26 protein-coding genes and 2 pseudogenes are annotated in these 23,260 nt (G+C 34.3%); 17 read left to right on the top strand and 11 right to left on the bottom strand.

All coding sequences use genetic code 11. The features are described 5' to 3' along the window. Positions 1 to 68 precede the first annotated feature (68 nt). The 3 genes from FC89_RS04310 (at position 69) to FC89_RS04295 (ending at position 1,692) form a co-directional block, all read left to right on the top strand. Entirely contained in the window at positions 69 to 320 is a 252-nt protein-coding gene (locus FC89_RS04310; protein ID WP_057871323.1) for an AbrB/MazE/SpoVT family DNA-binding domain-containing protein, read from the top strand. Continuing rightward, on the top strand, positions 320 to 625 hold the full coding sequence (locus tag FC89_RS04305; RefSeq protein ID WP_057871322.1) for a type II toxin-antitoxin system RelE/ParE family toxin: 306 nt from the start codon (positions 320 to 322) through the stop codon (positions 623 to 625). Before FC89_RS04310 ends, FC89_RS04305 begins: the two co-directional genes overlap by 1 nt. A 602-nt stretch (positions 626 to 1,227) precedes the next feature. After that, positions 1,228 to 1,692 carry a hypothetical protein gene (locus FC89_RS04295; protein ID WP_057871320.1) on the top strand — a complete coding sequence of 155 codons (465 nt, stop codon included), beginning with the start codon at positions 1,228 to 1,230 and terminating at the stop codon, positions 1,690 to 1,692. Between the two features lie 18 nt (positions 1,693 to 1,710). Here FC89_RS04295 and FC89_RS12340 read toward each other — a convergent pair. Then, positions 1,711 to 1,885: pseudogene (locus tag FC89_RS12340) on the bottom strand (recombinase family protein); the annotation flags it as partial. Between the two features lie 160 nt (positions 1,886 to 2,045). On the opposite strand from FC89_RS12340, the gene FC89_RS04290 reads away from it, so the two are divergent. Together FC89_RS04290 and FC89_RS04285 are read left to right on the top strand one after the other, a co-directional pair. Further along, positions 2,046 to 2,498, top strand: coding sequence for a hypothetical protein (locus tag FC89_RS04290; RefSeq protein WP_057871319.1), 453 nt, complete (start codon positions 2,046 to 2,048; stop codon positions 2,496 to 2,498). Between the two features lie 127 nt (positions 2,499 to 2,625). Next, positions 2,626 to 2,976 carry a hypothetical protein gene (locus FC89_RS04285; protein WP_057871318.1) on the top strand — a complete coding sequence of 117 codons (351 nt, stop codon included), beginning with the start codon at positions 2,626 to 2,628 and terminating at the stop codon, positions 2,974 to 2,976. An 87-nt stretch (positions 2,977 to 3,063) separates the two neighbouring features. Here the strand turns inward: FC89_RS04285 and FC89_RS12335 are convergent. The 5 genes and pseudogenes from FC89_RS12335 to FC89_RS13005 form a co-directional block, all read right to left on the bottom strand. Continuing rightward, a pseudogene (locus FC89_RS12335) lies at positions 3,064 to 3,180 on the bottom strand (recombinase family protein); the annotation flags it as partial. A 96-nt stretch (positions 3,181 to 3,276) separates the two neighbouring features. Further along, positions 3,277 to 4,203 carry a hypothetical protein gene (locus FC89_RS04280; RefSeq protein WP_057871317.1) on the bottom strand — a complete coding sequence of 309 codons (927 nt, stop codon included), beginning with the start codon at positions 4,201 to 4,203 and terminating at the stop codon, positions 3,277 to 3,279. A 226-nt stretch (positions 4,204 to 4,429) separates the two neighbouring features. Beyond that, positions 4,430 to 4,921 carry a YcxB family protein gene (locus FC89_RS04275; protein ID WP_057871316.1) on the bottom strand — a complete coding sequence of 164 codons (492 nt, stop codon included), beginning with the start codon at positions 4,919 to 4,921 and terminating at the stop codon, positions 4,430 to 4,432. A 172-nt stretch (positions 4,922 to 5,093) separates the two neighbouring features. Continuing rightward, the gene (locus FC89_RS04270; protein WP_057871315.1) at positions 5,094 to 5,468 is read right to left on the bottom strand and encodes a DUF1310 family protein; all 375 of its coding nucleotides are present in this window, start codon (positions 5,466 to 5,468) and stop codon (positions 5,094 to 5,096) included. A 465-nt stretch (positions 5,469 to 5,933) separates the two neighbouring features. Continuing rightward, on the bottom strand, positions 5,934 to 6,158 hold the full coding sequence (locus tag FC89_RS13005) for an integrase core domain-containing protein (protein ID WP_083485405.1): 225 nt from the start codon (positions 6,156 to 6,158) through the stop codon (positions 5,934 to 5,936). A gap of 222 nt (positions 6,159 to 6,380) precedes the next feature. Between FC89_RS13005 and FC89_RS04260 the strand changes: the two genes are divergently transcribed. The 3 genes from FC89_RS04260 (at position 6,381) to FC89_RS04255 (ending at position 8,051) form a co-directional block, all read left to right on the top strand. Then, positions 6,381 to 6,866 (top strand): tetratricopeptide repeat protein, encoded by a 486-nt coding sequence (locus FC89_RS04260; RefSeq protein ID WP_057871313.1) that lies wholly within the window; start codon positions 6,381 to 6,383, stop codon positions 6,864 to 6,866. A gap of 578 nt (positions 6,867 to 7,444) precedes the next feature. Next, entirely contained in the window at positions 7,445 to 7,591 is a 147-nt protein-coding gene (locus FC89_RS12320; RefSeq protein ID WP_235804380.1) for a DUF3923 family protein, read from the top strand. Between the two features lie 115 nt (positions 7,592 to 7,706). Continuing rightward, positions 7,707 to 8,051 (top strand): DUF4440 domain-containing protein, encoded by a 345-nt coding sequence (locus tag FC89_RS04255; protein ID WP_057871312.1) that lies wholly within the window; start codon positions 7,707 to 7,709, stop codon positions 8,049 to 8,051. A gap of 87 nt (positions 8,052 to 8,138) precedes the next feature. On the opposite strand, the gene FC89_RS04250 is transcribed toward FC89_RS04255, so the two are convergent. After that, positions 8,139 to 8,621 carry a TetR/AcrR family transcriptional regulator gene (locus FC89_RS04250; protein WP_235804379.1) on the bottom strand — a complete coding sequence of 161 codons (483 nt, stop codon included), beginning with the start codon at positions 8,619 to 8,621 and terminating at the stop codon, positions 8,139 to 8,141. Between FC89_RS04250 and FC89_RS12315 the strand changes: the two genes are divergently transcribed. From FC89_RS12315 to FC89_RS04240, 3 genes are all read left to right on the top strand, one after another. Further along, complete coding sequence (locus tag FC89_RS12315) at positions 8,602 to 8,985, top strand: HXXEE domain-containing protein (RefSeq protein WP_235804378.1); 384 nt, start codon at positions 8,602 to 8,604, stop codon at positions 8,983 to 8,985. The genes FC89_RS04250 and FC89_RS12315 overlap by 20 nt on opposite strands. 240 nt (positions 8,986 to 9,225) lie before the next feature. After that, a complete protein-coding gene (locus FC89_RS04245) occupies positions 9,226 to 9,693 on the top strand; it encodes a MarR family winged helix-turn-helix transcriptional regulator (RefSeq protein WP_057871311.1) in 468 nt (155 codons plus the stop codon). A 61-nt stretch (positions 9,694 to 9,754) separates the two neighbouring features. Then, entirely contained in the window at positions 9,755 to 11,539 is a 1,785-nt protein-coding gene (locus FC89_RS04240; protein WP_057871310.1) for an MFS transporter, read from the top strand. Between the two features lie 547 nt (positions 11,540 to 12,086). On the opposite strand, the gene FC89_RS04235 is transcribed toward FC89_RS04240, so the two are convergent. Continuing rightward, complete coding sequence (locus FC89_RS04235; RefSeq protein WP_057871309.1) at positions 12,087 to 12,410, bottom strand: winged helix-turn-helix transcriptional regulator; 324 nt, start codon at positions 12,408 to 12,410, stop codon at positions 12,087 to 12,089. A gap of 150 nt (positions 12,411 to 12,560) precedes the next feature. Here FC89_RS04235 and FC89_RS04230 point away from each other — a divergent pair, with 150 nt between their 5' ends. Genes FC89_RS04230 through FC89_RS04220 form a run of 3 tightly spaced genes read left to right on the top strand, consistent with a single transcriptional unit; the run spans position 12,561 to position 16,046 of the window. After that, on the top strand, positions 12,561 to 13,001 hold the full coding sequence (locus FC89_RS04230) for an AvrD family protein (protein WP_057871308.1): 441 nt from the start codon (positions 12,561 to 12,563) through the stop codon (positions 12,999 to 13,001). A 58-nt stretch (positions 13,002 to 13,059) separates the two neighbouring features. Next, positions 13,060 to 13,758, top strand: coding sequence for an ABC transporter ATP-binding protein (locus FC89_RS04225; protein WP_057871307.1), 699 nt, complete (start codon positions 13,060 to 13,062; stop codon positions 13,756 to 13,758). Further along, positions 13,755 to 16,046, top strand: coding sequence for an ABC transporter permease (locus tag FC89_RS04220; protein ID WP_057871306.1), 2,292 nt, complete (start codon positions 13,755 to 13,757; stop codon positions 16,044 to 16,046). Before FC89_RS04225 ends, FC89_RS04220 begins: the two co-directional genes overlap by 4 nt. A gap of 646 nt (positions 16,047 to 16,692) precedes the next feature. On the opposite strand, the gene FC89_RS04215 is transcribed toward FC89_RS04220, so the two are convergent. Beyond that, complete coding sequence (locus FC89_RS04215; RefSeq protein ID WP_057871305.1) at positions 16,693 to 17,292, bottom strand: TetR/AcrR family transcriptional regulator; 600 nt, start codon at positions 17,290 to 17,292, stop codon at positions 16,693 to 16,695. Positions 17,293 to 17,409: 117 nt separating this feature from the next. Between FC89_RS04215 and FC89_RS04210 the strand changes: the two genes are divergently transcribed. Continuing rightward, positions 17,410 to 18,888: a DHA2 family efflux MFS transporter permease subunit gene (locus FC89_RS04210; RefSeq protein ID WP_057871304.1), complete on the top strand. Its 1,479-nt coding sequence runs from the start codon at positions 17,410 to 17,412 to the stop codon at positions 18,886 to 18,888. Positions 18,889 to 19,545: 657 nt separating this feature from the next. Here the strand turns inward: FC89_RS04210 and FC89_RS04205 are convergent. Further along, on the bottom strand, positions 19,546 to 20,676 hold the full coding sequence (locus tag FC89_RS04205; RefSeq protein WP_235804385.1) for an MFS transporter: 1,131 nt from the start codon (positions 20,674 to 20,676) through the stop codon (positions 19,546 to 19,548). 475 nt (positions 20,677 to 21,151) lie between these two features. Between FC89_RS04205 and FC89_RS04200 the strand changes: the two genes are divergently transcribed. Further along, the gene (locus FC89_RS04200; RefSeq protein ID WP_057871302.1) at positions 21,152 to 22,366 is read left to right on the top strand and encodes an MFS transporter; all 1,215 of its coding nucleotides are present in this window, start codon (positions 21,152 to 21,154) and stop codon (positions 22,364 to 22,366) included. A gap of 188 nt (positions 22,367 to 22,554) precedes the next feature. Further along, positions 22,555 to 22,824 (top strand): hypothetical protein, encoded by a 270-nt coding sequence (locus tag FC89_RS04195; protein WP_057871301.1) that lies wholly within the window; start codon positions 22,555 to 22,557, stop codon positions 22,822 to 22,824. Positions 22,825 to 23,003: 179 nt separating this feature from the next. On the opposite strand, the gene FC89_RS04190 is transcribed toward FC89_RS04195, so the two are convergent. Then, positions 23,004 to 23,260, bottom strand: a 257-nt coding sequence (locus FC89_RS04190; RefSeq protein ID WP_162258266.1) for an integrase core domain-containing protein, incomplete at its 5' end; no start/stop codon positions are given.

Here is a 23,260-nt window from a genome sequence, read left to right as displayed (position 1 = left end):
TAGTTTTTAATCATTTTGCAGCAGCGTTATAACATGTTATAATATTAAAACGAAAGGGGTGCATAAATATGGCTGAACTAACAATACGTAAAATTGGAAATTCCACTGGTAGCATTTTTCCTAAACATCTTGGTTTAAAGGAAGGAGATAAAATAGAATACAAGCAAGAAGGACAAAAATTAATTTTAGATCTTGAATCTATAAATATCAAACACGATCGGGAAATGATTGAAAAAAGTTTTGAGGATTTTGAAAAAGGAAAATGGATTAATGAAGAAGCTATGAAACAAAAGTTTGGGAAATATGGTTGGGGCAAATAATGTATGAAATAAGATATTCAGAATCATTTCAAAAATCATTAGAAGCTACAATATCATACTGGCAACAAAAACTTGAACTATCAGATGATAAAATTAGCGAGTTTGTTTCTAGTATTTATAAAAGTACAGAAGCGTTGAAACAATATCCATACCTAGCCGAAAATGTAGCAACACGATATGGTTTTAATCAACCAACATATCGTGTAGTCATAGGCAAAAGCTATGCGTTCTTTTATAGGGTTAACCAGAAAAAAATTGAGATAGGGTCACTATATAATACTAAACAGATGAAAGTTAGCTTTTAAATCAAGATCAATCGCGTAATAATGGTTTTATTGTAGAGAACAATTACCTGCTGAATAGCGTTGTGACGCTCCGATTTGGTTGAAAACTCCGAAATACTATCTGATAATACTTGCTTAAAAATGGGATTAAGACCTGCGACACGGCTTGTTGAATCAAATGCTCCACAGCGGACTTTCACCGCCTAACATTCGCCTATGCCAGGTATACCTCCAAAAAAGCTGAGAAAGAATGAGCTTTTCTCAGCTTTTTAGGTTGTTTTGTTGTTCCAGTCGCAATGCTACTTATTTTTCTGTAAATAGATAAATTGGAGTTAGCATAAAACTTGAGACAGCTGTTTTACTTCGTACAGCAGCGTCATCGTTATATTCCTTCTGAGAAGTACATACTTTTTATAAATTAAGTCAATTACAATTTTTTGCTTATGTGAAAGCCCATGCTGCGATAACTATAGTTATGAGTGTAGTGATATTTTGTAGTCCTACTGACGATATAGCTACAGCGGCAATTACTACTATATGAAGAACTTTATGAGATTGTTTCTTGATAAAAGCTTACAATAGGAAAGTGTAAACATACTTTATAAAAATGGAGACGAAAATACATGTACTTTTTTTTAATTTTAGGAGTCCTACTTATTTTTGGAGGTAGATTTTTAACTTATAGGGGACGACAAAAAGAAAATCGAATTTTTATGAAGCAATTTGGGCATGAAAAAACCAGATCAGATACCAAAAAAATGGGACTAATTGCTAATGAGAAAAATGTTATGTATAAAAAAATTCTATTTTTATTTATAATTGGCTGCTTTCTAGAATTAATTTTAATGGTTACTACAATAGTGCTTTTTTGTGAAAACAATGAGCTATGTATTTTGACAGGTGGAATAGTTTTTTTAATAGCAGCAGTTAATCAACTAGTCTTTTTATTGAAATACAATTTAAGTTTAAAATACTCTTCTTTTTTAATTGAATCTAATACACGAAAACTTCTAAATTATGGTAACATCATTATCTCAATTGGGTTTTTATCAATGGCAATTGCTGTAGCAGCTTCTTATATTAATTAGACAATTGCTGTTGAAAGATTAATTTGCTTTTCCCTCTGCATGATATTTTTCAATCCGACATAAAGTAACAGGTACAATCCCCAACATTCTGGCAATCTGTCTCTTCATGAGATAAGTTTTGCCAGTTTTTTTGATCTAATAGCTTACAAGCTTCTTTATAAATATAACGTTTTTGGCGGTTAGGGGAGTTGGGAGCAGCAACAGCTGTGGATATTATAGAAGGTATATTATTATAATTAATTGCAATTTAAACTTTATAGGAGTTACGAACAAAGTAAGTTTAATAACTAAATGGTATAATAATATTCAATTAAATTAAGGGTAGATATATTGAGAAATGGATAGGGTCGTTTATGTGGGAAGTTATAATAAGTGTTGTACTAATTTTAATTGGGCAATTGCTTGCTAAAAACTCTTATCATCAAGAACGAGAGCAGTCATTGATGAGTTTGGATGCAGAACCCAAAGATGGGCGCTCTTTAGTCAAAATTGCCAAAAAAGTTAAACCAGCATATCTTGTAGTTATTAAATTAATACTGGTGTTATATTTGCTTATGGGAATTTTATTTGTTGGAATAGTGCTGTTTTTAAATAATAAGCAACTTTATTTGATACTTTTTACGGTAGCGTTAGTGGTTTTTTGTATCATTCAGTTGTTGGGACTAGTTAAATATAATTGGGAATTAACCATATTTAAAACAGTTAGGACGAAAAAAATGATTACCGAAGCAATCAGTGGAAGGCTGTTAACAATTATAAGTGCTGTTTTTCTTCTTAGTAATATAATATTGGCATACTTTTATTGATAGAGTTCAAAAAGAAAACAATATACTATTTTTAGTATTCTGGCAGGTTGTCTCCATCGGAATTCAATCTTGTCATTTTTTTCATTTTAAAACTTTGCTAATATGTAATTTAGAGGTGGACAAATTCATGAGACTTCTTGATACCAAAAAGATTTTGTTTTTTAGTACTGCAGTTACTCTGATCTTAGGAATAAGCTTAGCTGAGTACTTCAATGAATATAGTAATTTATCGACACAGTTTATTACGATTGCGTATTTTTCAATTGCTGGGTTCTCAATTTTTGTTGGCTTAGGGACGATAATTGTTTATATAATTATCTCGTATAAACTTAATAAACAAAAGTGGGATCATTATTTTAGTAACCATCCAATGCCCGATTTAGATCGGCTTAGCATCAAAGAATTGCGTTCCTTAGCTCAGTATTTGAAACAAAAACAATTAATTAGAGAAAGAAAAAACATGACAATGATTCGATAATTGAACAAAGGAAAAACTATATTAAAATAATTAAAGACTCTCTTGAAAAATAACATTTAAGATGTTATTCATGTCATAGTATGGGGTCTATAAATCTTTTGGTGAAATTTGATATTTAAATTTTCCCTCTGCATAATACTTTTCAATTCGATATAACGTTACAGGCGCAATCCCCAACATTCTGGCAATCTGCCTCTTCGTGAGATCAGTTAGGCGTATGTTCTTTGTCAGCAGCTTTCATTTTTTTGTTAATCGTTGTCACAAGGAGTAAAAGTGCCTGCGGATCAATTCCCAAACGATTTAGTGGAATGATCTGAACGACGCCTTCAAATTCATTTTGAAAGTATTCTGGCTGGATTCCCTGCCAAGCACGTTTGAGTTTTGCTCTTTTGAATGAAATATTCTGTTGATTACCGAGATACTTTTCAGGGTTTTTAGCAAAAACAAACAAATCATTTCATATTGACCGTTTGGCACGGATACAAGTGCTAAGTCACTGATATCATTCCATGATACCGAAGTGAGACGATGATGTCGCCGGTAAGTGATCCCGGATTCATCTAACGTTATAATAGGCTGCGCAAGCTGTTTCCAAATAAGCCAAATTACGAGATCAATCACGGAAAAAAGCACCAGTATTACAATCATGGAAAAAAGCATTGGTGCAATCGATCCCGGCAGCATTTTTCCATGATTATTGAGAATAATGATTCCATAAGTAATAATGGTGACCAAAGAAACAATGGGAATGAGTTTTAAAATGAAGTCGGTATTAAAGTAAAATTGAAGTGGTAACTTTATCTGTTCGAGATTACTATTTGACAATTGTTGAAGTTTCTTTTTTTCTGAGGCGTAACCTTGTCCTGTCGAGTCATCCTTGTTAGGTCGCAGCAACATCCAGCTTGCCCATAATAATATTGGCGTCACTATGAAGAAAAGAATCATCAACGCACAGGTTGAAACCATAATTGTTCCAATTAACGCCAGCACATGGCCAGTGATCTGCAAGTGATGTTGGCGAGAAGACCTCAGTGCAATAATACTGAGAAGTACGCCAAAAATTCCTATCGGTATCATAGACAAGATAGCAACGTCAAATTTGTTGCCACCGATGATAAATGACGGCAGAACAATAGCTGGAACGAGAACAGCTAAAACGAACGTATAAATGGCTAAAAATCGATTAATTGGTAGATTTCTAATTGTTTCTTTTGTTGTTTTCGGCATCCTTTACTCCCTCATTTCTAGAATTGAACTTTAGTAAGAGCTCCGGTGTAAATTTTACTAAAGAGTGCCTAGATTGCAGTTATGGTAATCGAATCGTTTAATCAAAAATTTGAACATGATTGATATGAGCCGTATTAAAGATCGTTTCAGGCAGCGATTTGTCGGTAACATGTAGTTAATCGAGTTCATTGGTGTACTCATATATAGTTGATGCCATTGATCCAGGCTAATATTTAGTTATCATAGCTTGGCTTATTAGTTTACGTATCATCTTTATCTGCTCGAAACTCAAATCTTTTTTCGGAATTAACAGTGCAGTCGTTGTACTCGTCATCAAAATAAAAATATCTGAGAGCTCAGAATATCCCATAAATGCACTCCAATTTAATTTTCCTTGCCTAGACTCACTACTACTCTCGATACCAGATTCGTCAATGATCAATGTCTGCACTTGCGTAATTTGAGGATTTCGTTTTAAAAAGTGTCTGGCTTTATATTTAGGCATAAAATACGGAGTAATTGTCATGAAGATAAGGACACACGGTGCAATCAAGCCTTCAAGATTAAAAGACTTAACTTCTGCAAACAATATTAAAACAGTGATAGCAGCCACCATCACCCAGCAAAATTTATTAATCTTCCATCGCTTTCCTCTTTTTTGTGCCCATTTCAAGAAATTTTCATATTCTTCGGTTGTAATTCTTGTGGTTACTTGCATGATATTCCTCCGATTGTTTATATTAGCCTGCTGTGTTCCACTAAAAAAGGTATTTTCAGGTAAGTATGTCCTTGGTAAAGTATATAAAGCGGCCATAAAGATCTATCAGTTATTAACGTCTAAGTATTAAGAAGATGGATCTTCATCACTTTACACAGAATATTCCATGATCCTATTTTTCTAATCGTTTATCAAGTTTTACTGAAATGGCGTCACCACCGACTTCTAGTTGCCCAGTGTCTTTATCCAGATCAACATTAACATATAATTGGGGATCGTTATTTATTTTTAAAACGACCATAATCCCTCCCATAGGATTATGTTTAACGCTATTATAGTCAATTGTGTAAGTCTTTATGATGCCTTGAGGAGTTAGGGCTTTAGTGTCTAAAGTTCGCAAATCTTCTTCAAATAATTTCTTAGCTTTATCACTCTTAACAATTTTTATCATCTCATCATGTAGTTTGACTTGATCAATATGGTGTTTCACTCCTATTCCACCAATAACCAGCATAACGATACCGATAATCCACAACCTTTTTTTCATAACGTCCTCCACAAGACATTTTTGCCAATCATAACAGAACGTAACACATACTATTTTTTATCTATTATAACGCTATTTATTATTATAATGTGGCATAAATCGGCTTATTTCTATAATTTGATTAATATTATCAACAGTTCAAAAACATACTAGCGTACTCAATCGGTGGTTTTGGTGTTCTTTTCATATTTTATAGGCACAATTATTTTAAAATCAGGAGGGTATTTATGAAATTTGGTGATCGTCTTAAAAATGCAGGAATAGAAATAGATTTAACTCAGATATAAGTGGCTATGATTTCTTTATTACTAGACAAACAATTTCTAGTCTGATTAAATTAGGTAACTACTACCACATTTTACTAGATACTTTACTAAAGGAGGATTCTGGAATGCAGGAATACTTGGGAAAGCGTAGAGAAATCTGGATTTGAGTCAAGATTTTAGACACGATTATGTAGGATTTCTAACTGACTAATTGTTCCTTTTTATCTGGAGTTAAATAGCCATCAGCACTAATGATCCGCCGAGAATTATAAAATCCCTCAATGTAACTAAACTGAGCCGAATTGGCTTCGTGGTAGTCTTTGCAAGCCCATTGGTAAACCTCCTCTTTCTTAAAGCTGGCATGAAGTGATTCCACCACAGAATTGTCATACGGATAGCCACGTTTACTGTAAGAGTGCCGGATAGCGGTGTTGTTTCAATTAAGCTCTTTTAAAATAAAAATGGGTGTAAAAAATAAAAAATTAATAATAAATAGAAAGCTAGGTTTAGGTATAGGTGGAATATTACTCATAGCGGGGATGCTATTTCTCTTCTTAACCAAACAGGCTTTGATCAGTGGTATTCTAGCTGGAATAGGATTCGCTATTCTTGTATTTTATTTATTTATGCAACATAGGAGGACTACATGGAGAAAATAATCAAAGAAGCCCTTGAATTAAGAAAGAATGGGAAATTAAAGGATTCAAATAAAATGCTGGTAGAATTGTACCAAAAAAAACCAGAAGATGCTTATCTAAATTATCAAATTGCATGGAGCTACGATATTTTAGAGAAAGAAATCGAAGCGATTCCATTTTATGAAAAAGCAATTCAGATAGGATTGAGAAAATCTGATTTACAAGAAGCATATTTAGGTTTAGGAAGTACGTATAGAGCGTTGGGAGAGTACAATAAATCATATGATGTATATCAAAGAGCAATAAACCGTTTCCCAGATAATGCTGCGTTACAAGCCTTTTACAGCATGACGTTGTTTAACCTGAATAAGCATGAACAAGCAATGAAAATCCTTTTAAATTTACTAGTTTCTACATCAAAAGACCCAGAAATTAAGACTTTTGAAAAATCTATTCTCTTTTATGCCGATAAATTAAATCAAAGATTTTCTTAAGTGAGCACATAGTAATTTTTGCTGTTGGTTTTGCCTGCTTTTCAGATATGGTAATTGTCATCATGAAATTTAGGCGGAACAACTTGAATAAAAATTGTCCAGATTTTTAGTATAAGAACATATAAGTATGGGCGTAGGCATTTCCAATCATTAGCACGTGATGATAGTGAACCCAAAAATATTAAAATTCCTGTAAAATATGTTTATCTATTGTTGGTGCTATCGATACTAACGACTAGTCGGCTAATAATTGCTTCAAGCCTAAGAAACTTATTAATCATGGACGGGTTGATTTTACTAAGTATCTGCTTGTTTTACCTGACCAAGATCAAAAATCTTAAGGTGCAAATTCTACTACAACTAATTACTCTTACGATTTTTCTTAGTTGCACCTTCAAAAACGGTCTTTTAAACAGCTTTTGGTTTTAAACGGCAACCTTTCTGGTCAGTATAATTCTATTATGGCAATTATTTAGTACATACCACTACCAAAAGAGGGAGCAACCTAAAACAAATGAAACTAAAGCTGGGGGCTAAGCAACCTAATTTGGCTAATTGTTTTTAGCATATTAAGTTTTGTGATTTTTATTAGAAAAGTTGATGGTTATGGAACAATTCAAACCCCAGCAACTAAATTAGCTGCTTTTATCGTCCTAGCAATTTTCTTTGTTTTTATCGTTTTGGTACAACTTATCATATTAATATTTGTTAAGCATAGAAAGTAAACTGCAAATTACAGGGCCTATTTGAAAGAAATAGGCTATATTTAATTATTAATTAAATGATTTATGCTTATATATTTTTAATACTAAAATTAATTAAATTTTGGAGGTATAATCTATGGAAAATATATTAAAAGAGCTGGAAGAACTATTGCTTTTTTATCGAAAAGAGGATTTTAAAAAGCTGCTTGATGAAAACTATAAAGAAATTGGGGTATCAGGAAAAATTTACAATAAAGCGATGGAAATGAATTATGTAAACAGTCATCAAGTATTGTCAGAAAAAAAGTTTACTATTTCTGATTTTTCTAGTAAAAAAATAGGGGAAAATCTGATTATGAATTCCTTCAAAACTACTGATAAAAGAACGAATGTATCTGCTTTTAGAACGTCGCTCTGGAAAAAACAAGTTAATGGTAATTGGCAAATTTTTTTTCATCAAGGTACATTGACAAGTGAATAAATCCTTTTTATTGTTATTTATATTGCAGAAGTAAGTTTTACTTATAGGGGCTATAATTAGCTTACAGACTCTAGTAATAATTCTAAGCTATTGCATATTAACTTGAATAGCAATTTCTTTTAATGCCATACTTAACGCCTTGCTAATTTGATCTGGAGATATGGGTGAACGATTCTTAAAAAGAGTATCCAGAAGAACACCAAAACCACCGATTGAGTACGTTAGTATATACTCGTAATGCTGATCATTTAAGCTATTTTTTCGCCAAGGAACATTTACACTCAAAAGAAGTGCTACAATAGTTTGAATATGTCTAGTTAGTAAAGGAACTAGGAGATCATTTTTAGCTAATAATTCAATTTTGTCATGATGAGGCCAAATAAAATCAAGAAAAAGTTTAGGAATAGTATCAGGTGTAATGGAAGACTTTAGTAAGTAATCATGATAGCCAGTTAGATATTTGCAAAATGCTATGTCTAGAATTTCTGTTTTGGTTTTGAAGTATCGATAATAGGTCCTTTTTGAATAACCAGATTCTAACGTTAATTGTTTGACCGTAATATGTTTCAAAAGATTCGCATTTCAGCAGCCGAAACAAAGCCTCAATAAAAGCATTTTTAGACTCTTCAATAATCATTGTCCGAGACATGGCACAAAAACTCCTTTACTAGTTGCCACTGCAATTTTTCCTTATCTTTTTCATTTGATTATGCACTTGATTTTTGTCTTTAATAGGCGTACTTATGTTCCTGGAGCCATAACCGCAATTATTGAATTGCCCATAACAATTATTTACTTATACAGCTTAATCACATTAACAAAAACGTCACTATGGGAATGGATTATCGTTATGATCATAATGTTTGTGCTCTTCATCAGTAATTTAAAATTCATTCATTGGATTATGGCAGAAGCAATGAATAAACTTAGATAACACATAAGTGGCTGGGAAAAAACTAACAAGCCCATGAAAAATCGACCTGAAATTCTATTAGTTTTAAAATTAATATTGGTCTAGATGAATATAATGGGAAACTAGAGGACGATGGTGGCGACGTTTCACCAAAACTCGATAAACAACGAGTACAAATTGGCTAGACACATATATTTTAAATATAACTTGACATGTTATGCATTTTTGTTTCATAATGAAATAAAATAAAGGAGCTAATTTATGATGACTTTAAGTACAAATCAAGAACTGATTCAATCTTTTAAAGATTTGGTTATTTTGTATAATCAGTTGGAACAAACTACTCTTAAATTTGGAACTGATACTGAACTTCATCCAGCCGAAATAGATACGATAGATGTGATTGGTAAGTATCCTTTTAGTAACCTAACTTCTTTAGCTAATTATCAAGGGGTGACTCGCGGTACCGCGTCTAAAATGATTCAACGGCTTGAAAAAAAACAAATGGTAATAAAACAAAAGGCTCAAAATTCTGATAAAGAGCTTCAAATTACGTTGACTGAAAAAGGGAAAATAGCTAGACAAAAACATCAAGAATATGTTTTTGAAATTGATAAAAAAATCAAATCATTATATGATCCTTTACCAGATGAGTTTTTAGCTCAATTATTGATTAGTGTAAAACAAACCAAGACACTATTGAAAAATATTATCCAGCAAAGACAGTAATTTTTTTGGCTTTTTGTTTCACAATGAAACAAAATTAAACATAAATAGGGGAGTTAATTAAATGAAACATAATTATTTAAAAATAGGCGGATTAACAGCTCTTATATTAATAATGTTTATTGTCACTTTGGATTCTACTATTACTAATATTGCCTTACCAGCAATTACTTCAGATTTTTCTAGTACTTTAACCGATAGTAACTGGGTCAGTACAGTTTATATGTTAACTTTGTCTGTTTTTATGATTCCCGGTGCTAAATTTGCTGATCAATTTGGTCGAAAAAAATTAACTACACTTGGTTTGTTAACTTTTGGTATTGGTTCATTAATGAGTGGTTTAGCTGCCTCATTAAAATTATTAGTTGTTGCTCGTATTATACAGGGACTAGGCGGGGCCATTATTTCTCCTGTCACAGTGGCTTTGGCAGTCAGTCTTTTTGGGAATCGTCAAAAAGCACAAGGAAGTATTGGAATAATTGGAGCCGCCGCGGCTTTAGCTGCGGCAAGTGGTCCCGCAATCGGTGGTCTTCTGATTCATTATTGGTCTTGGCGATTGATTTTCTTTATAAATGTCCCCTTAGTTTTGTTAGCCTTATTTTTACTAAATAGTTGTTTTAAAGAATCTTACGACTTAAGTGTTTCCAAAAAAATTGATTATTTTGGAATAACATTATTGAGCTTCGGTCTTTTTTTAATAACTTTTGTCTTGTTAAAAGCGTCTGATTATGGCTGGAGTTCAATGAAAATCCTGTTAATGATCGTAGGAGCAAGTTTATCCTTGGCAATCTTTTTATTGATTGAACCAAAGCAAGAAGCTCCCTTACTTGATTTTTCTCTTTTCAAGAATAAGTCATTTGTGGCTTCTTTATTAATCTATATGGCTTGCGGTTTTACAATTATTTGTTCAAGTGTTGTTTTTAATTTCTTTTTAGAAGATATTTTAAATTATTCCACTTTAAAATCTGGTTATATCATCATGTTTAGTTCTTTGATGGTTATGGTAGTAGTTCCAATTGGAAACAAATTTGGTCAACAAAATGGTTATCATTGGCCAATTGTATTGGGAACTATCTCAATGACAACAAGTTTATTACTGCTAGCAAACATTAATTATCATAGTACCCTTTTCGATATGATTTTTGCTATGGTGATTTTAGGGATGGGATTTGGTTTGGCTGGGCTTTCACAAATTTCTGCAGTGCTTCATATTCCTGCACAAAAAGTAAATCTTGCTTCTGGAATTATCAATGCTGGTCGTCAATTAGGGTCATGTTTAGGAATAGCCCTATTAGTCGGTTTATTAAATGGGAACCTTAAAACCGCTACTCAAACGATTCGTCATGATGCAATAATAAGTGTCAACCAAGCACAACTTTCTAAAGTCGTAAAACAATCCGCGCTTGCTAAAATTAAAAGTGAAGTTTATTACTCTGGGCAATTAAAACACCATAACTTTAACATGGCTTCCTTAAAATCAGTAGCTAGCAAGCCTCAGAATCTTCCTTGCCCTAAAAAAGGAACTAGTGAATATAAACTATTCATCAGTGGCAAGCAATTTTCAAAAATTGAAAAAAAACTAGCTAAGAAAAGCACGGATCTAAAAACAGCTGCTAATCTTATGCAACTTAGTAAAAAACAGCAACAAATCAGCGAAAAAATTATGCTTGAATCTCAAGCAAAAGAACTCAATCAAGTTGCTCATCAAATCAAAGATAATAAAAATGAACAGTTAGCCAAAGCCTTCAAAAAGACTTTTTATGTTGGAATGTTGATACTTATTTTTTCAATACCGGCAGCTTTTTACACAGATGTCAAAGTAAAGTCAAAAATAGGACCTAAGATTTAAAAGGCTTGATTTTAAAGGATCTGGTGCGAATTCAGAAATTTGGAGGGCTGTGATTTATCACATGACCGGAAGAAATATCAAATACTCTCTCTCTTTTATAGAAAAAAACACTGACCGATCTAGATAATTTTGTTTTGGCTCTTATCAAAGAAATATTACAGCAAACTCTAATAATAACCAAAAGTGATAGATATGCTAATCATATCTTAGATACATTAATTGAAGTTCAAAAACAAAATAAAGAAATAGAAATTGCAAGTGTTATCAAACAAGTTTGGACTCGATGAAAGCCAAACCATACAATAATCCAAGATATTTCGTATAAATATTCCGAGCTAAGTATGACTTAGTTCAGTAATAAAAAATCCCAAAACGTTGATTTAACCGCGTTTTGGATTTTTTATTTGGATTCATACTGCTATTTCGTGCAGATGTTCCATTAACCCCATAATCGTCCTTGAAATTAAATAGTTTTCTAATTTTAAGGGCAACTATGAATATTACAAAATAATTTTAGTCTTAAAGCAGTGAGTGAAACCATCTAAAATCACAAATTGGTATTGTCATATTTTTCAGACCAATCACGCATTGCGTACAAAATAGGAGCTAAGTCTAAACCTTTCTTGGTTAAAACATATTCAACAGTCGGAGGAGTCGTTGGAAATACATTTCTACTTACAATTCCTTGTTTCTCAAGCATCTTAAGGCGAGCTGCTAATGTACGGGTACTAATACCACCAAGTTGCCGTTTTAGCTCACCATAATGATTATGTTTTTGCGATATTTCCCAAAGAACTAACGAGGTCCACTTACCGCTAATGATATCTACAACAGGTTGAATGGGACAATTATCTACAGTGTATGTTTTCATTTAAAAGAGGCTCCCTTATCAAATTGGTATACTTTTCGTTTGTAAAGTAAGTTTAATAACAAGCTAATAGTTTATATTTTTACCCTACTTTAATTAATAAAGCTAATGTCTTAATATTAGCACATCAAATATTTTGTGGGGGGAATCTTTATGGATCAGGAAATTGATGACCTATTAGGTGATTATCACCAGCGTTATTTTGGAACGGGATATAAAAAAATCAGGCATAGCATACTAGTATTCGAAAAAGGCAATGATGGTTGGCGTGGGAAAGCTAAGGTTTCTCAACTTCGTAATTGGTCTGTTAAGAAAGGTAAATCGCTAAAGCAGCATTTAAGCAGCATTGATGCTTTGGTAACATCAGTCCTTTTTTCAAGTAAAGTAATTAAGTCTATATATCCTGAGGTTAAAGTATCTGAAATGATATTGAGTGGCTTTACCTTAGCTATGGGAAGTACACCGGTAACTGAGCTTAACAATGTCGATGTTTGTCTTCGGGTCGTTAGTCATTCAGGGGATCATTATTTTGTTCGAGGAAACGTAGAAAATATGCGTGTACAGCTTACTTTTTATTATTTAAAGAAAAGCTAAAAATTATGTCACATTTTTAAAAGGATTAATTTATATACTACTAGGGGGAGCTTTAAAGATGATAAAAATTCAACATATCAGTCGGATATACCAAAACGGTACGACCAAAACTAGTGCGTTAAAGGATATTGACTTTAAAATTAAACCAAACGAAGTCACTATTATATTGGGACCAAGTGGATCAGGAAAGAGCACCACATTGAATATTTTAGGCGGTATGGATCGGCCAACCAGCGGCCAGATTTTTTACGACGATCGTGTGATTTCCAACGAGTCTGATAAGGCGTTGACTGATTATCGACGGAAAATCGTTGGTTTCGTTTTTCAATTTTACAATTTAGTTTCTAATTTGACGGTTCGAGAAAATATTGAAATTGCAGCAAAGTTAACAAACAATAATCAGGATAGAGTCAATCAACTAATACAAAAGGTTGGGTTGGAAAATCGGCAAGACAACTTTCCGGATCAGCTATCAGGTGGTGAAATGCAGCGAGTAGCGATTGCTCGCGCGTTGGCTAAAGAGCCCGCTTTATTATTGTGCGATGAGCCGACGGGGGCATTAGATTCAAAAACTTCGCAACGGATATTCCAATTATTAAAAGATTCTTGCAGCCCGAAAACAGCTGTGGTAATCGTGACCCATAACTCCGAAGTTGCACCAATTGGGAATAAAGTTGTTCATATAAAAGACGGAAAAATCAGTGAAATTACGAATAACCCTCATCCAATAGCGGTGTCAGAGGTGAATTGGTCATGAAATTCTTAATTCGTAAATTAATGCGGACCATCGTAAAAAATTGGGTTCAGTTCTTTTCAGTTCTACTAATGGTTTTTCTGAGTGTTTTATTCTATACAGGACTTGAGGGAACATGGCATGGCATGAGTCAAAGTATCAATCAGTATGTACGAAACTCAAATTTGGCGACTGCCTGGATTCAAACAACTGGCATTACCAACCATGAGTTTAAACGCATCCAAAAATTGCCGTTAGTCAGCTTGGCCTCTAAAAGCAGCGAAATCTCAACCAAGGCTAGGTTAAACAACCAAACAAGATACGTTAATCTTGCAACGGCCACTGATAATAAGCTTTCAAGACCAGATCTAATTGGCAGTAAAAAAATTAATTCACGGACAACGGGTATCTATCTAAATAAAGAATTTGCCGATGCTAATCATCTTAAGAAGGGGGATACCCTTAAATTTCATTATCAAAATAAAACCATCGTATTGCCAGTAATAGGTATGATACGTTCCCCCGAAAAAATGTATTATACGGGGTCTTCCGACTACCTATCGCCACAAAAGCAAAACTATGGATATGGGATTGTCAGCTCGCAGACATTAGCTCACAAATTTGGTTATAAGGGTTTACCAACTAAAGTAACCTTAAAAAGTAAGAAGAATTTCAAAGTAGAATCTCAAGTTCGCCAAATATTGGGTGCAAAATACATAACAATGAGCACTCGAAAATCTGACCCTGAAATTGCCACCGCAATTAGTCGGGTTTCCCAAATTAAGGACTTGTCCGTTTTATTTGCAACAATTTTTATCTTGCTTTCAATTCTAGCTATGTATACGACTATTAAACGACTAATTGATTCACAACAACGAGATATTGCTGTTTTACGTGCGTTGGGTTATTCAAAACGAGCACTGCTTTTTTATTACTCACTTTATGGTCTCTCAATTGGAATCGTTGGAACGTTGCTTGGATGGCTGGGATCACCGATTCTCTCTAATTTTGTACTAGCTTCCCAAAAGCAAATGTTTTCGTTACCCAATTGGCAAGTTAGTTATACACTTAATTCTATTTGGATCGCCCTTTTAGTAATCATTATCTGTACCTTTTCAGCTATGTGGGCTTCCCGCGGACAAAGTGGGCAATCACCAGCTGAAGCGCTTAAGGGGAAGCCTGGTAAAAAATCCCAAAAAGTTTTTTTAGAAACTTGGAAACGCCTTTGGAATAAACTGTCAATTGGACGTCGCTGGGCTTGGCGTGATAGTTTGGGTGATCCTGTGAGATTAGCAATGGGGATCGTTGGTGTAGTTGGTGGTCTAGCTTTAATTATGACGGGGTTTGGGACCAAAGATTCAATGAGTTATCAAGTAAAGAATACCTTTGGCCATGAATTTACCTATAATCGTCAGCTCGACTTGAATGAACAGAATACTGATAAGCTTAATCAGCAGTTGGTTCATAAGACAAAAGGACAAGCACTTTCGGTAATTTCAGCGTCAGTAAATCCCCATGGAAAATTTGATCGACCATTAACGGTGATTGATCGGGGGCAGTATGTTCATTTGACGACGACTACCGGAAAAAAGATTCATAATGGTGGTATCTATGTAACTCAAGGACTTGCCAATACGATGAAAGTTAAGCCGGGAGATTATATACGCGTAACTCCATCATTGACGACTAAAGCTAAAAAAATTATTGTGAAGGGGATCTTACGTTCCAGTGCAACACAAGGATTATATTTAACTCGATTGACATGGGATCAGTGGAAGTTAAGATTTCGGCCAAACGAAATCTTAATTGGCAAGAAAAAGATTCCTCACCGAATTCTAACAAGTCCTGCTATTAGTAAAGTTGTTTCAATTAGTGATCAGCGCAACAATGCCCAAAAGATGGTCGATAACTTAAGCAGTATTTTTCTATTGATTCAAGTATTTGGGATTATACTTGCCGTGGTTATTTTATATAATTTAGGCTCATTAAGTTTCACTGAACGGTCGAGAAATTATGCTACTTTTAGAATCCTTGGATTTCAAAAAAGTGAGATCCGGTCTTTAACCACTAGCGAGAACTTATCAACTACTATTTTGGGTCTATGTATTGGTGTTCCGTTTGGCTTTTGGTTTTTGGCCAAATATGTGACAACATTTTCGACGGATCAAATTATCTATTATCCCGTCCTAAACCCATTTGGGTTAGTAGCTGCAATATTAATCACTACGATTTCTTCCCTATCGACAATTTTGTTGGTTGGTCGAAGACTGAGGGAGTTAAACATGATTGCGGCGACTAAGGGAGTGGAATAGGTTGTTAAAGGAAAGATAAAGAATATTTGTCCTGTGTATATTCCTACCGTTAACGAAAGCATCAGTAGTTTGCCTTGATCAATATGGTGTTTCACGCCTATTCCACCAAAAAATAGAATAACGATACCGATAATCCACAACCCTTTTTTCATAACGTCCTCCACAAGCCCTTTTTGCCAATCATAACAGAAAAGACACATATGATTTTTTATCTATTATAACGCTATTTTTTTATTATTATATGGTCTACGTATGATTATTGCTGTAATCGATGAACATTATCAACTATTTAAGTACATTAAACTATACAAATACATTTTTCTAGTTTTCTTGCCTGTAAGCTGATTTTTTTACATCTTGATCTTTCTGTATAATGGCTTTTGCAGGGGAAAATAATTAGCTACATTTGAAGTATCGAACTTTGTATCACAGGCAATTAATTTCAGATATTTGCATATCTCAATTTAAAATCCGTGATATTTTAAATAGTATCTAAAAAGAGCAAGCAGTGAATCATTGCTTGCTCTTTTAGCATGGAAAATACTATAAAATTCCGTTGTGGGTCGTATACGGGAACATACGTACGATGGTGTGAGAGATCGATAATTAAAATAATCAATTACTTCCTGTTTGATTATGGTGATCATTATCCCAATGCGTGTTGATATGCCGGTACCAAAAAGTCATCAATGAGTAGATGCAAGGTTTTATCCGTAATCGGTTCATTAGCAAAAACTCGGTAACGGAGCCAGTCGAATGGCATCAGTTGTAAGTCACGTGGTAAAGTTCCAACTTGCAATTCACCACGTTTCTGTGCGCGTTGACACACCCGTTCGATTGCATGTGCATCAATTTGTTTCACAGAGTTAAGCAGATCCTTGACTTCTGGATTGTTTTGCTGGTCGGAATGTCGAAACCAAGCAATAACCAGTGCTTGATTAAAGGTGTCAATACTGACGGTGAACCGTTCGAATACTTGAAATAAATCATCAGCAAGCGACTGTCCTGTCAAAACTACCTCATCTAATTGACCGTGATTTTCTGTGATAATTTGATCTCGAATGGCCGCAATTGCGAGTTCGAATGGAGAACGCCAGCGTCGATAAATGACGGGTTTACTCGTGCCAGCCCGTTCCGCTACGTTGGCGAATGTCAATTGTTCAAGACCGTCTTGATTTAAAATGTCGCGAGTAGCTTGATAGATAGCGGCTTCGAGTTCGGTTCCGCGACGGCGTGTTTTGGTCATGAAATATCCTCCTTCTTTTTAAGATACTAAAAGTTTCTTATTGATTTTTTCTCTCTATAGTGTATTATATCAGTTATGAGCATAAGATACTAAAAGTTTCTTAATCAGGAGGAGAATATGCAAACACAAACTAAAATTTCAAAATCTACCATGACTATTGCCTGGGTCGTGGTATTTGGGGCAATGGCGCCACTATTAGATTCGACCATGATCAATATTGCGATTAACGACTTGGTTACTAGTTTTCATAGCAATATAACTACGGTACAGTGGACAGTTACAGCTTATTTATTGGCAACTGGGGTAGCCGTACCGTTTTCAAGTTGGTTACTAAACAAATTTGATGGCAAGGCAGTCTTTATGGCTGGAGAAATCTTATTCGGTCTTGGCTCAATTTTTGCAGCTCTGGCACCTAATATTCAACTATTGATCGTTGCTCGTTTAATTCAAGGTTTCGCAAGTGGACTAATTATGCCATTGCTAACAACTTTACTTGTGCAAACGGCGGGTGCAGCCGTGATGGGACAAATGATGGCAACAGTTGGTTTACCAATGATTCTTGGACCGCTGATTGGTCCAGTCATTGGTGGTATCATCATCAAATTTGCATCATGGCACTGGATTTTCTGGATTAATGTACCGGTTGTCTTGATTTCATTGGCGTTGATTATGTGGAAAATGCCGCACTATCCTGCGCAAAATCGAGCAGCCAAAATGGATTTTGCAGGTATACTATTACTAATCGTGGCCTCCAGTGCGATAATTTATAGTTTAGTCAACGTAGCCCATACGAATCGATTTAATAATGCTACGAGCATTAAAATGTTGCTATTAGGTGCAGTCGCCTTGATTAGTTATATTGCTTGGGCAGCTTGGCGCCAAGAACGAGCCGTGGTTCCATTGCGACTGTTTAAATTTCCATCATTTGATGGTGCTGGCCTAGGGTTGTTTATCGCTGGTACGGTTTTGAACGGTGCGATGCTACTGTTTCCACTTTATTTCCAAAATGTCCGGGGCATGAGCGTGATTAGCGCGGCTTTGGCATTGTTGCCTCAAGGGTTAGGCATGCTATTTTCACGAACATTAACAGGAAAATTAACCGATCAAATTGGCGCTAAATATGTAGTGTTAGGAAGTGTTGTGATTACCTTTATTGGAACCTTACCATTTTATTGGTTAGGCCAGCATACAGCATACTGGCTCATCGTATTAATTTTATTTATTCGAGGAATTGGCGCCGGTGGTATTTTAATGCCATTAATGGCCGATGCATATACCGGCATGCGCCCAGAGCAGACTCCCGCAGCAACGGTTGGTACCCGAATCATCCAAAATATTGGGAGTGCATTTGGGTCCGCATTGATTACGACCATTGTAACAGCATATTCTACGCACCAAGTCAATGTGTTCAAGCAACATTTGAAGGCAGGTGTATATCACGTTAATCCGGCTCATCTGCAGTCGTTTACAGTAAGTCATTTGCAAGCCATCCGGTTAGCGGCTTTCCAACAGGGCTTTCTCGTAATTGCAGTTGCAGCGCTGGTAATTATTTTGCCGACCTTGTTGTTAACGAACAAACTTAAAGTAGTGAAGTAATGCCATTTCAGCATTAAGGTCGATCGCATAATTGCTGTTTCATATACTGATTCAGACTTCCTTTTAATACCAGCACTATTTTCCAACAAGATATTATAGTGAGGTCGAGGCCATAGAGTAGAGCTAACGTGAATTTTGCTAGTCTAATTGGCAAACCACAATCAACCATTACTAGAATTGAAAAGGAATCAATCGAATGCTTTGACTAAGGTATTATCAGGCAACTAATCAAAGATTAACAATTCAATTTATCCCTATTTTTAAAAGGCTGCTAATACTAATGAAAAATAAATACCCCCTGTCCTAATATCTATAATGTGAATGTTAGGGCAGGGGTTGTTATATCAATATTTTTGAGAAACTATTTTATTTATACTCCCTAAATATTTTGATTTTCGAGCTAGTTAGTTAAGAGAGAAGAATTAATCTTGTCTAAATCGACTATTTTGATTCAATGGAACTAGTTTCTGCAGGAATTTTCTAAGAATCTTACCAGCGTCGTAGCGTTTTTTTAGAATCAGATTTTCTTTTTCCAATCGTTTAATTCGGTTGGATAACGTTTTGCCACTATGAGACAGTTTTTTCTTAATTGGAAAATAATTTTATACTCTCACAAAAGTTATCTTAAGTTTTATACTAACTTCACCGGACAAATGATTAACTCTTGCGTACCATAAAAAATTCGATAATTAAATAAGCACTCATTGTGAGTCCAATAAGGCTTACATAAGTACTAGTAATACTCAAGCCAATGTTTTGAACAAAACCCATCACAAAAACCGTTGCTGCTGCTAAAATATTAGTAAACACATCTTCAACAACAAAAATTTGAGTTCTACTTTCATCGGCAATTTGGGTCTGAATCATATTGTCTAACATATTCCCACTGATCGTTGACCCAATTGCTAAAAGCACATATGAAAATAACACCGTTGCCAAGTTTCTACTTACAACTAATACAATTGCATAACTCACAAAAACTAAAGCCCCAATTTGAAAAACAAATCGATAAGGAAATTGCAGATTAACAAAAGCTAAGATTGATGAAACAATTAAGAAAACAATTGCTAAAAAAGATAATGAGTAAGCATATTGGGCTGAACTAATGCCGATAATCTTGGTGACAAATATAACCTCGAACGAATCAAGTCCTGTTCCCATATTATCAAAAAGTATATAGATCAAATAAAATCCTGCTAACCCCTTAACAGCATTAAGAGCTTTTAGAGAGTGAACTACATCTGATTTCACATTTCTTTTGAACTCTTTTGATAGCCGTTGATTATTAAGTTTAATTGACGGTAACGCAAACAATGTTAAACCACCTAAAAAAGTAATTATGCCATACAAATAGAATAACATTGCCTGTTGTTGCCCTTGAAGTAACCCTACCAACATTGGCCCTAAAAAATAGGAAATAGAGCCAACACTTGTAATGGCAGCATTAAACCGGCTCAACCCTTTTTTATTAACCAGCTTAGGTATCAGAGCAACTAAATTTCCACTAAAAACATCACCAATGATTTCAATTAAAAGAACCCCAGCAAAAAGAATCCAATGATGAAAGAAGAATGGCAATAATAAAAACATTCCTGACTTGACTAATTCTAAAATAATTAATAAGGGCTTCTTATTCTGAATGGTATTAAGCCAAGTATTCGCAGGAACTGACAAAAAGCTTCCAATAATTTTGGTACACCACAAAAGCATAACAGAATTGATTGAAATTTGTGCTAATATAATATTTAAAGCAACTGTATATCCGTATTGAGCAGTTAATGAAATCATCCGATTCAATAAAATAGGTATATTTTGTGTATTATAAACTCGTGAATTCGTGTTATATTCACCCCTTTTTTTAAAAAATATATTTAAAACATGTTGCTAATTAAACAGAAACTTTATCTCCAATTCAAAGGGTGTTAAATAATTAATAGCAGAGTGAAACCGCTGGCGATTTTAAAAACAAAAGGCATAGTCAAATAAACTAGTTTTTGTTATCTCAAAAGTGGAATAGATCAATCTTTTACCAACAGCCTAAACGCTTTTTTAGAATCAGCTTTTCTTCTTCCAATCGTTTAATTCGTTGAGATAGTGTTTTGACATTATGAGACGACTCTTTCTTATTAAAAAGTAATTTTACACTCTTGCAAAAGTTGTCTCAAGTTTATTTCGGCTTCAGACTATGGGCCAAAATTTTAGGATCAACAAGGATTGTCGCAGAATTGGCATTACAGGGACTATCGATGTTAGGAGATGAAAGATGAGTAAAAAGTTAAAGAGACTATTAATAAAATTTACTTTACTTACATCTTTATACAATGCAGCATTGGGAATCTGGAGTGGCACGATATATCTATTTATGCGACATATCCAATATACATACGCAGATATAAATGTATTTCTGTCCGTTTTTTGGATTGTAACTTTTTTTTCTGAATTGCCATCAGGAATCTTGGCAGATAAATTTGGAAGAATCAATGTTTTTATTTTAAGTTGTTTAACGAGAAGTATTGGATTATTATTTCTTTTCTTCGACACTGGGGATGGATGGTCACTTATTATTAGCGCAATTTTGACGGCATTGGGAGACTCTTTGTATTCCGGAACGCTTGATTCATGGTTCATTGATAAAGCAAAATTTATTGATAAAAATTACCAAATTAATAATGTATTTTCATTAACAACATCTATTTCCACAGCAGTGTCGTTAATTAGTGGATTTATTGGAGCTCAGTTTCTCGCAAATATTAATTTAGGATATCCAATATTAGCTGGAGCAATTTTACTTCTATGTCCAATCCCGTTTGCTTGGTCGGAAAAAGGATTGGAACAACGATCTCAATTAAGGATTGAGGATTTTAAACAGTCTCTTAGCGCGGAGATAATTAATTTAAAGTCGATAAAAGCCATTATTAGAAATAATAAAAGTTTCTTTTTGTATAGTCTATCTTTTTTACCAATAACATTAATCGTTACTGGTCCATATAACCAATGGCAATTATTTTTTCAGCAGGGACTTAAAACTGTCCAAACTGGATGGATCTTAATTGGAGTAAATTTTCTGGGAGTATTGGGAGCATATATTGCTGGTTATCTTTTAAAAATGAAAAGACAGATCATGCTTCTCACATTGCTTAGCTTTATTAACGCTGGAACAATTATATTTGCTTCCAGTGTTGGAGTTAGGATATTAGCGATTATGCTATTCTGGGTTCATGTATTATTTACATCATCTGATGAAGTTGTTAGATATACTATATTACATAAACAAGTCAACGGGGCTAAAAGGACAACTTTAATTTCTATAAATAATACATTAAATGCTGCAGCGACACTAATTGCTCTCGGCATCAATGGTTGGTTATCTGATGCATATTCAATTGGTCTTGCTTGGACAATCACAGCAATTGCTGGACTGCTACTGACGATAGCAGGATACCTAACGATCTCTTATGTAACTAAGAAAAGCTTGTGACAATAAGGTGAAACAAGGATTATTGCTAAAAAACCCACATTTAGGTAGATTTTTGGGGGTGTTGAAAAGTAAAAATGTACAGCTTATCTCAATCAATAAGTATTAATTAGGGTTATTGTTAAAAGATACGGACAGACATTGAAGGTAAATATGCTGGTGGGTAGTGACTAGGAAAGGAGGCAAAATAATTGTTTAAATCAGATAAGGGGAAATATTTACTAGACTTTCTAGAAAAACATCCAAATTTGAATAAGCTTGAGCAGCGGCTCATTGTTGAAGCCTCAGAAAATATCAACAATCCAAAAGTTGTGCAAGAGCGGGAAATAGTCAAATTAACTAATGCTCTTAAAAACTTATCTTTAGAAAATCATTTGTCAGACGATGGACGAATTTTATTAAAAAAATTAAATAGAAGTGATTGGATTAACGGTATTATCTACAATACAAATCTTTTTTAGAAATTAGTAGTCGTAGTATGGAAGCAAGATTCGCTTTTTGCCACCCCAATTTTCAATCTTTAATTCACTCCTGTATTTGCTGTGGTACAGGCAAAAAGTAGGGGGAAAATTATTTCTCTGATTACACTATGTTATAAGTGGATCTGAGTCAAGATTTTAGACACGATTATGTAGGATTTCTAACTGACTAATTGTTCCTTTTCATCTGGAGTTAAATAGCCATCGGCACTAATGATCCGCCGAGAATTATAGAATCCCTCAATATAACTAAACTGAGCTAAATCGGCTTCGTGGTAGTCTTTGTAAGTCCGTTGGTAAACCTTCTCTTTCTTGAAACTGGCATGAAATGATTCCACCACAGAATTGTCATACGGATAGCCACGTTTACTGTAAGAGTGCCGGATAGCGTGTTGCTTCAATGCTGTTTCAAGGGCAG

The organism is Liquorilactobacillus ghanensis DSM 18630, assembly GCF_001435235.1.
GTDB lineage: Bacteria > Bacillota > Bacilli > Lactobacillales > Lactobacillaceae > Liquorilactobacillus > Liquorilactobacillus ghanensis.
The sequence above is the reverse complement of the archived record's forward strand: the minus strand, read 5'-3'. Positions and strand labels throughout refer to the sequence as shown.

Bases quoted from the DNA above. Each gene is read 5' to 3' on its own strand.
- FC89_RS04245 (WP_057871311.1), top strand. From the start codon at position 9,226: ATGATGACTTTAAGTACAAATCAAGAACTGATTCAATCTTTTAAAGAT.
- FC89_RS04290 (WP_057871319.1), top strand. From the start codon at position 2,046: ATGTGGGAAGTTATAATAAGTGTTGTACTAATTTTAATTGGGCAATTG.
- FC89_RS04285 (WP_057871318.1), top strand. From the start codon at position 2,626: ATGAGACTTCTTGATACCAAAAAGATTTTGTTTTTTAGTACTGCAGTT.
- FC89_RS04225 (WP_057871307.1), top strand. From the start codon at position 13,060: ATGATAAAAATTCAACATATCAGTCGGATATACCAAAACGGTACGACC.
- FC89_RS04215 (WP_057871305.1), bottom strand. From the start codon at position 17,292: ATGACCAAAACACGCCGTCGCGGAACCGAACTCGAAGCCGCTATCTAT.
- FC89_RS04260 (WP_057871313.1), top strand. From the start codon at position 6,381: ATGGAGAAAATAATCAAAGAAGCCCTTGAATTAAGAAAGAATGGGAAA.
- FC89_RS04230 (WP_057871308.1), top strand. From the start codon at position 12,561: ATGGATCAGGAAATTGATGACCTATTAGGTGATTATCACCAGCGTTAT.
- FC89_RS04280 (WP_057871317.1), bottom strand. From the start codon at position 4,203: ATGCCGAAAACAACAAAAGAAACAATTAGAAATCTACCAATTAATCGA.
- FC89_RS04255 (WP_057871312.1), top strand. From the start codon at position 7,707: ATGGAAAATATATTAAAAGAGCTGGAAGAACTATTGCTTTTTTATCGA.
- FC89_RS04240 (WP_057871310.1), top strand. From the start codon at position 9,755: ATGAAACATAATTATTTAAAAATAGGCGGATTAACAGCTCTTATATTA.
- FC89_RS04275 (WP_057871316.1), bottom strand. From the start codon at position 4,921: ATGCAAGTAACCACAAGAATTACAACCGAAGAATATGAAAATTTCTTG.
- FC89_RS04310 (WP_057871323.1), top strand. From the start codon at position 69: ATGGCTGAACTAACAATACGTAAAATTGGAAATTCCACTGGTAGCATT.
- FC89_RS04200 (WP_057871302.1), top strand. From the start codon at position 21,152: ATGAGTAAAAAGTTAAAGAGACTATTAATAAAATTTACTTTACTTACA.
- FC89_RS04205 (WP_235804385.1), bottom strand. From the start codon at position 20,676: ATGATTTCATTAACTGCTCAATACGGATATACAGTTGCTTTAAATATT.
- FC89_RS04270 (WP_057871315.1), bottom strand. From the start codon at position 5,468: ATGAAAAAAAGGTTGTGGATTATCGGTATCGTTATGCTGGTTATTGGT.
- FC89_RS04220 (WP_057871306.1), top strand. From the start codon at position 13,755: ATGAAATTCTTAATTCGTAAATTAATGCGGACCATCGTAAAAAATTGG.
- FC89_RS04305 (WP_057871322.1), top strand. From the start codon at position 320: ATGTATGAAATAAGATATTCAGAATCATTTCAAAAATCATTAGAAGCT.
- FC89_RS04235 (WP_057871309.1), bottom strand. From the start codon at position 12,410: ATGAAAACATACACTGTAGATAATTGTCCCATTCAACCTGTTGTAGAT.
- FC89_RS04210 (WP_057871304.1), top strand. From the start codon at position 17,410: ATGCAAACACAAACTAAAATTTCAAAATCTACCATGACTATTGCCTGG.
- FC89_RS04295 (WP_057871320.1), top strand. From the start codon at position 1,228: ATGTACTTTTTTTTAATTTTAGGAGTCCTACTTATTTTTGGAGGTAGA.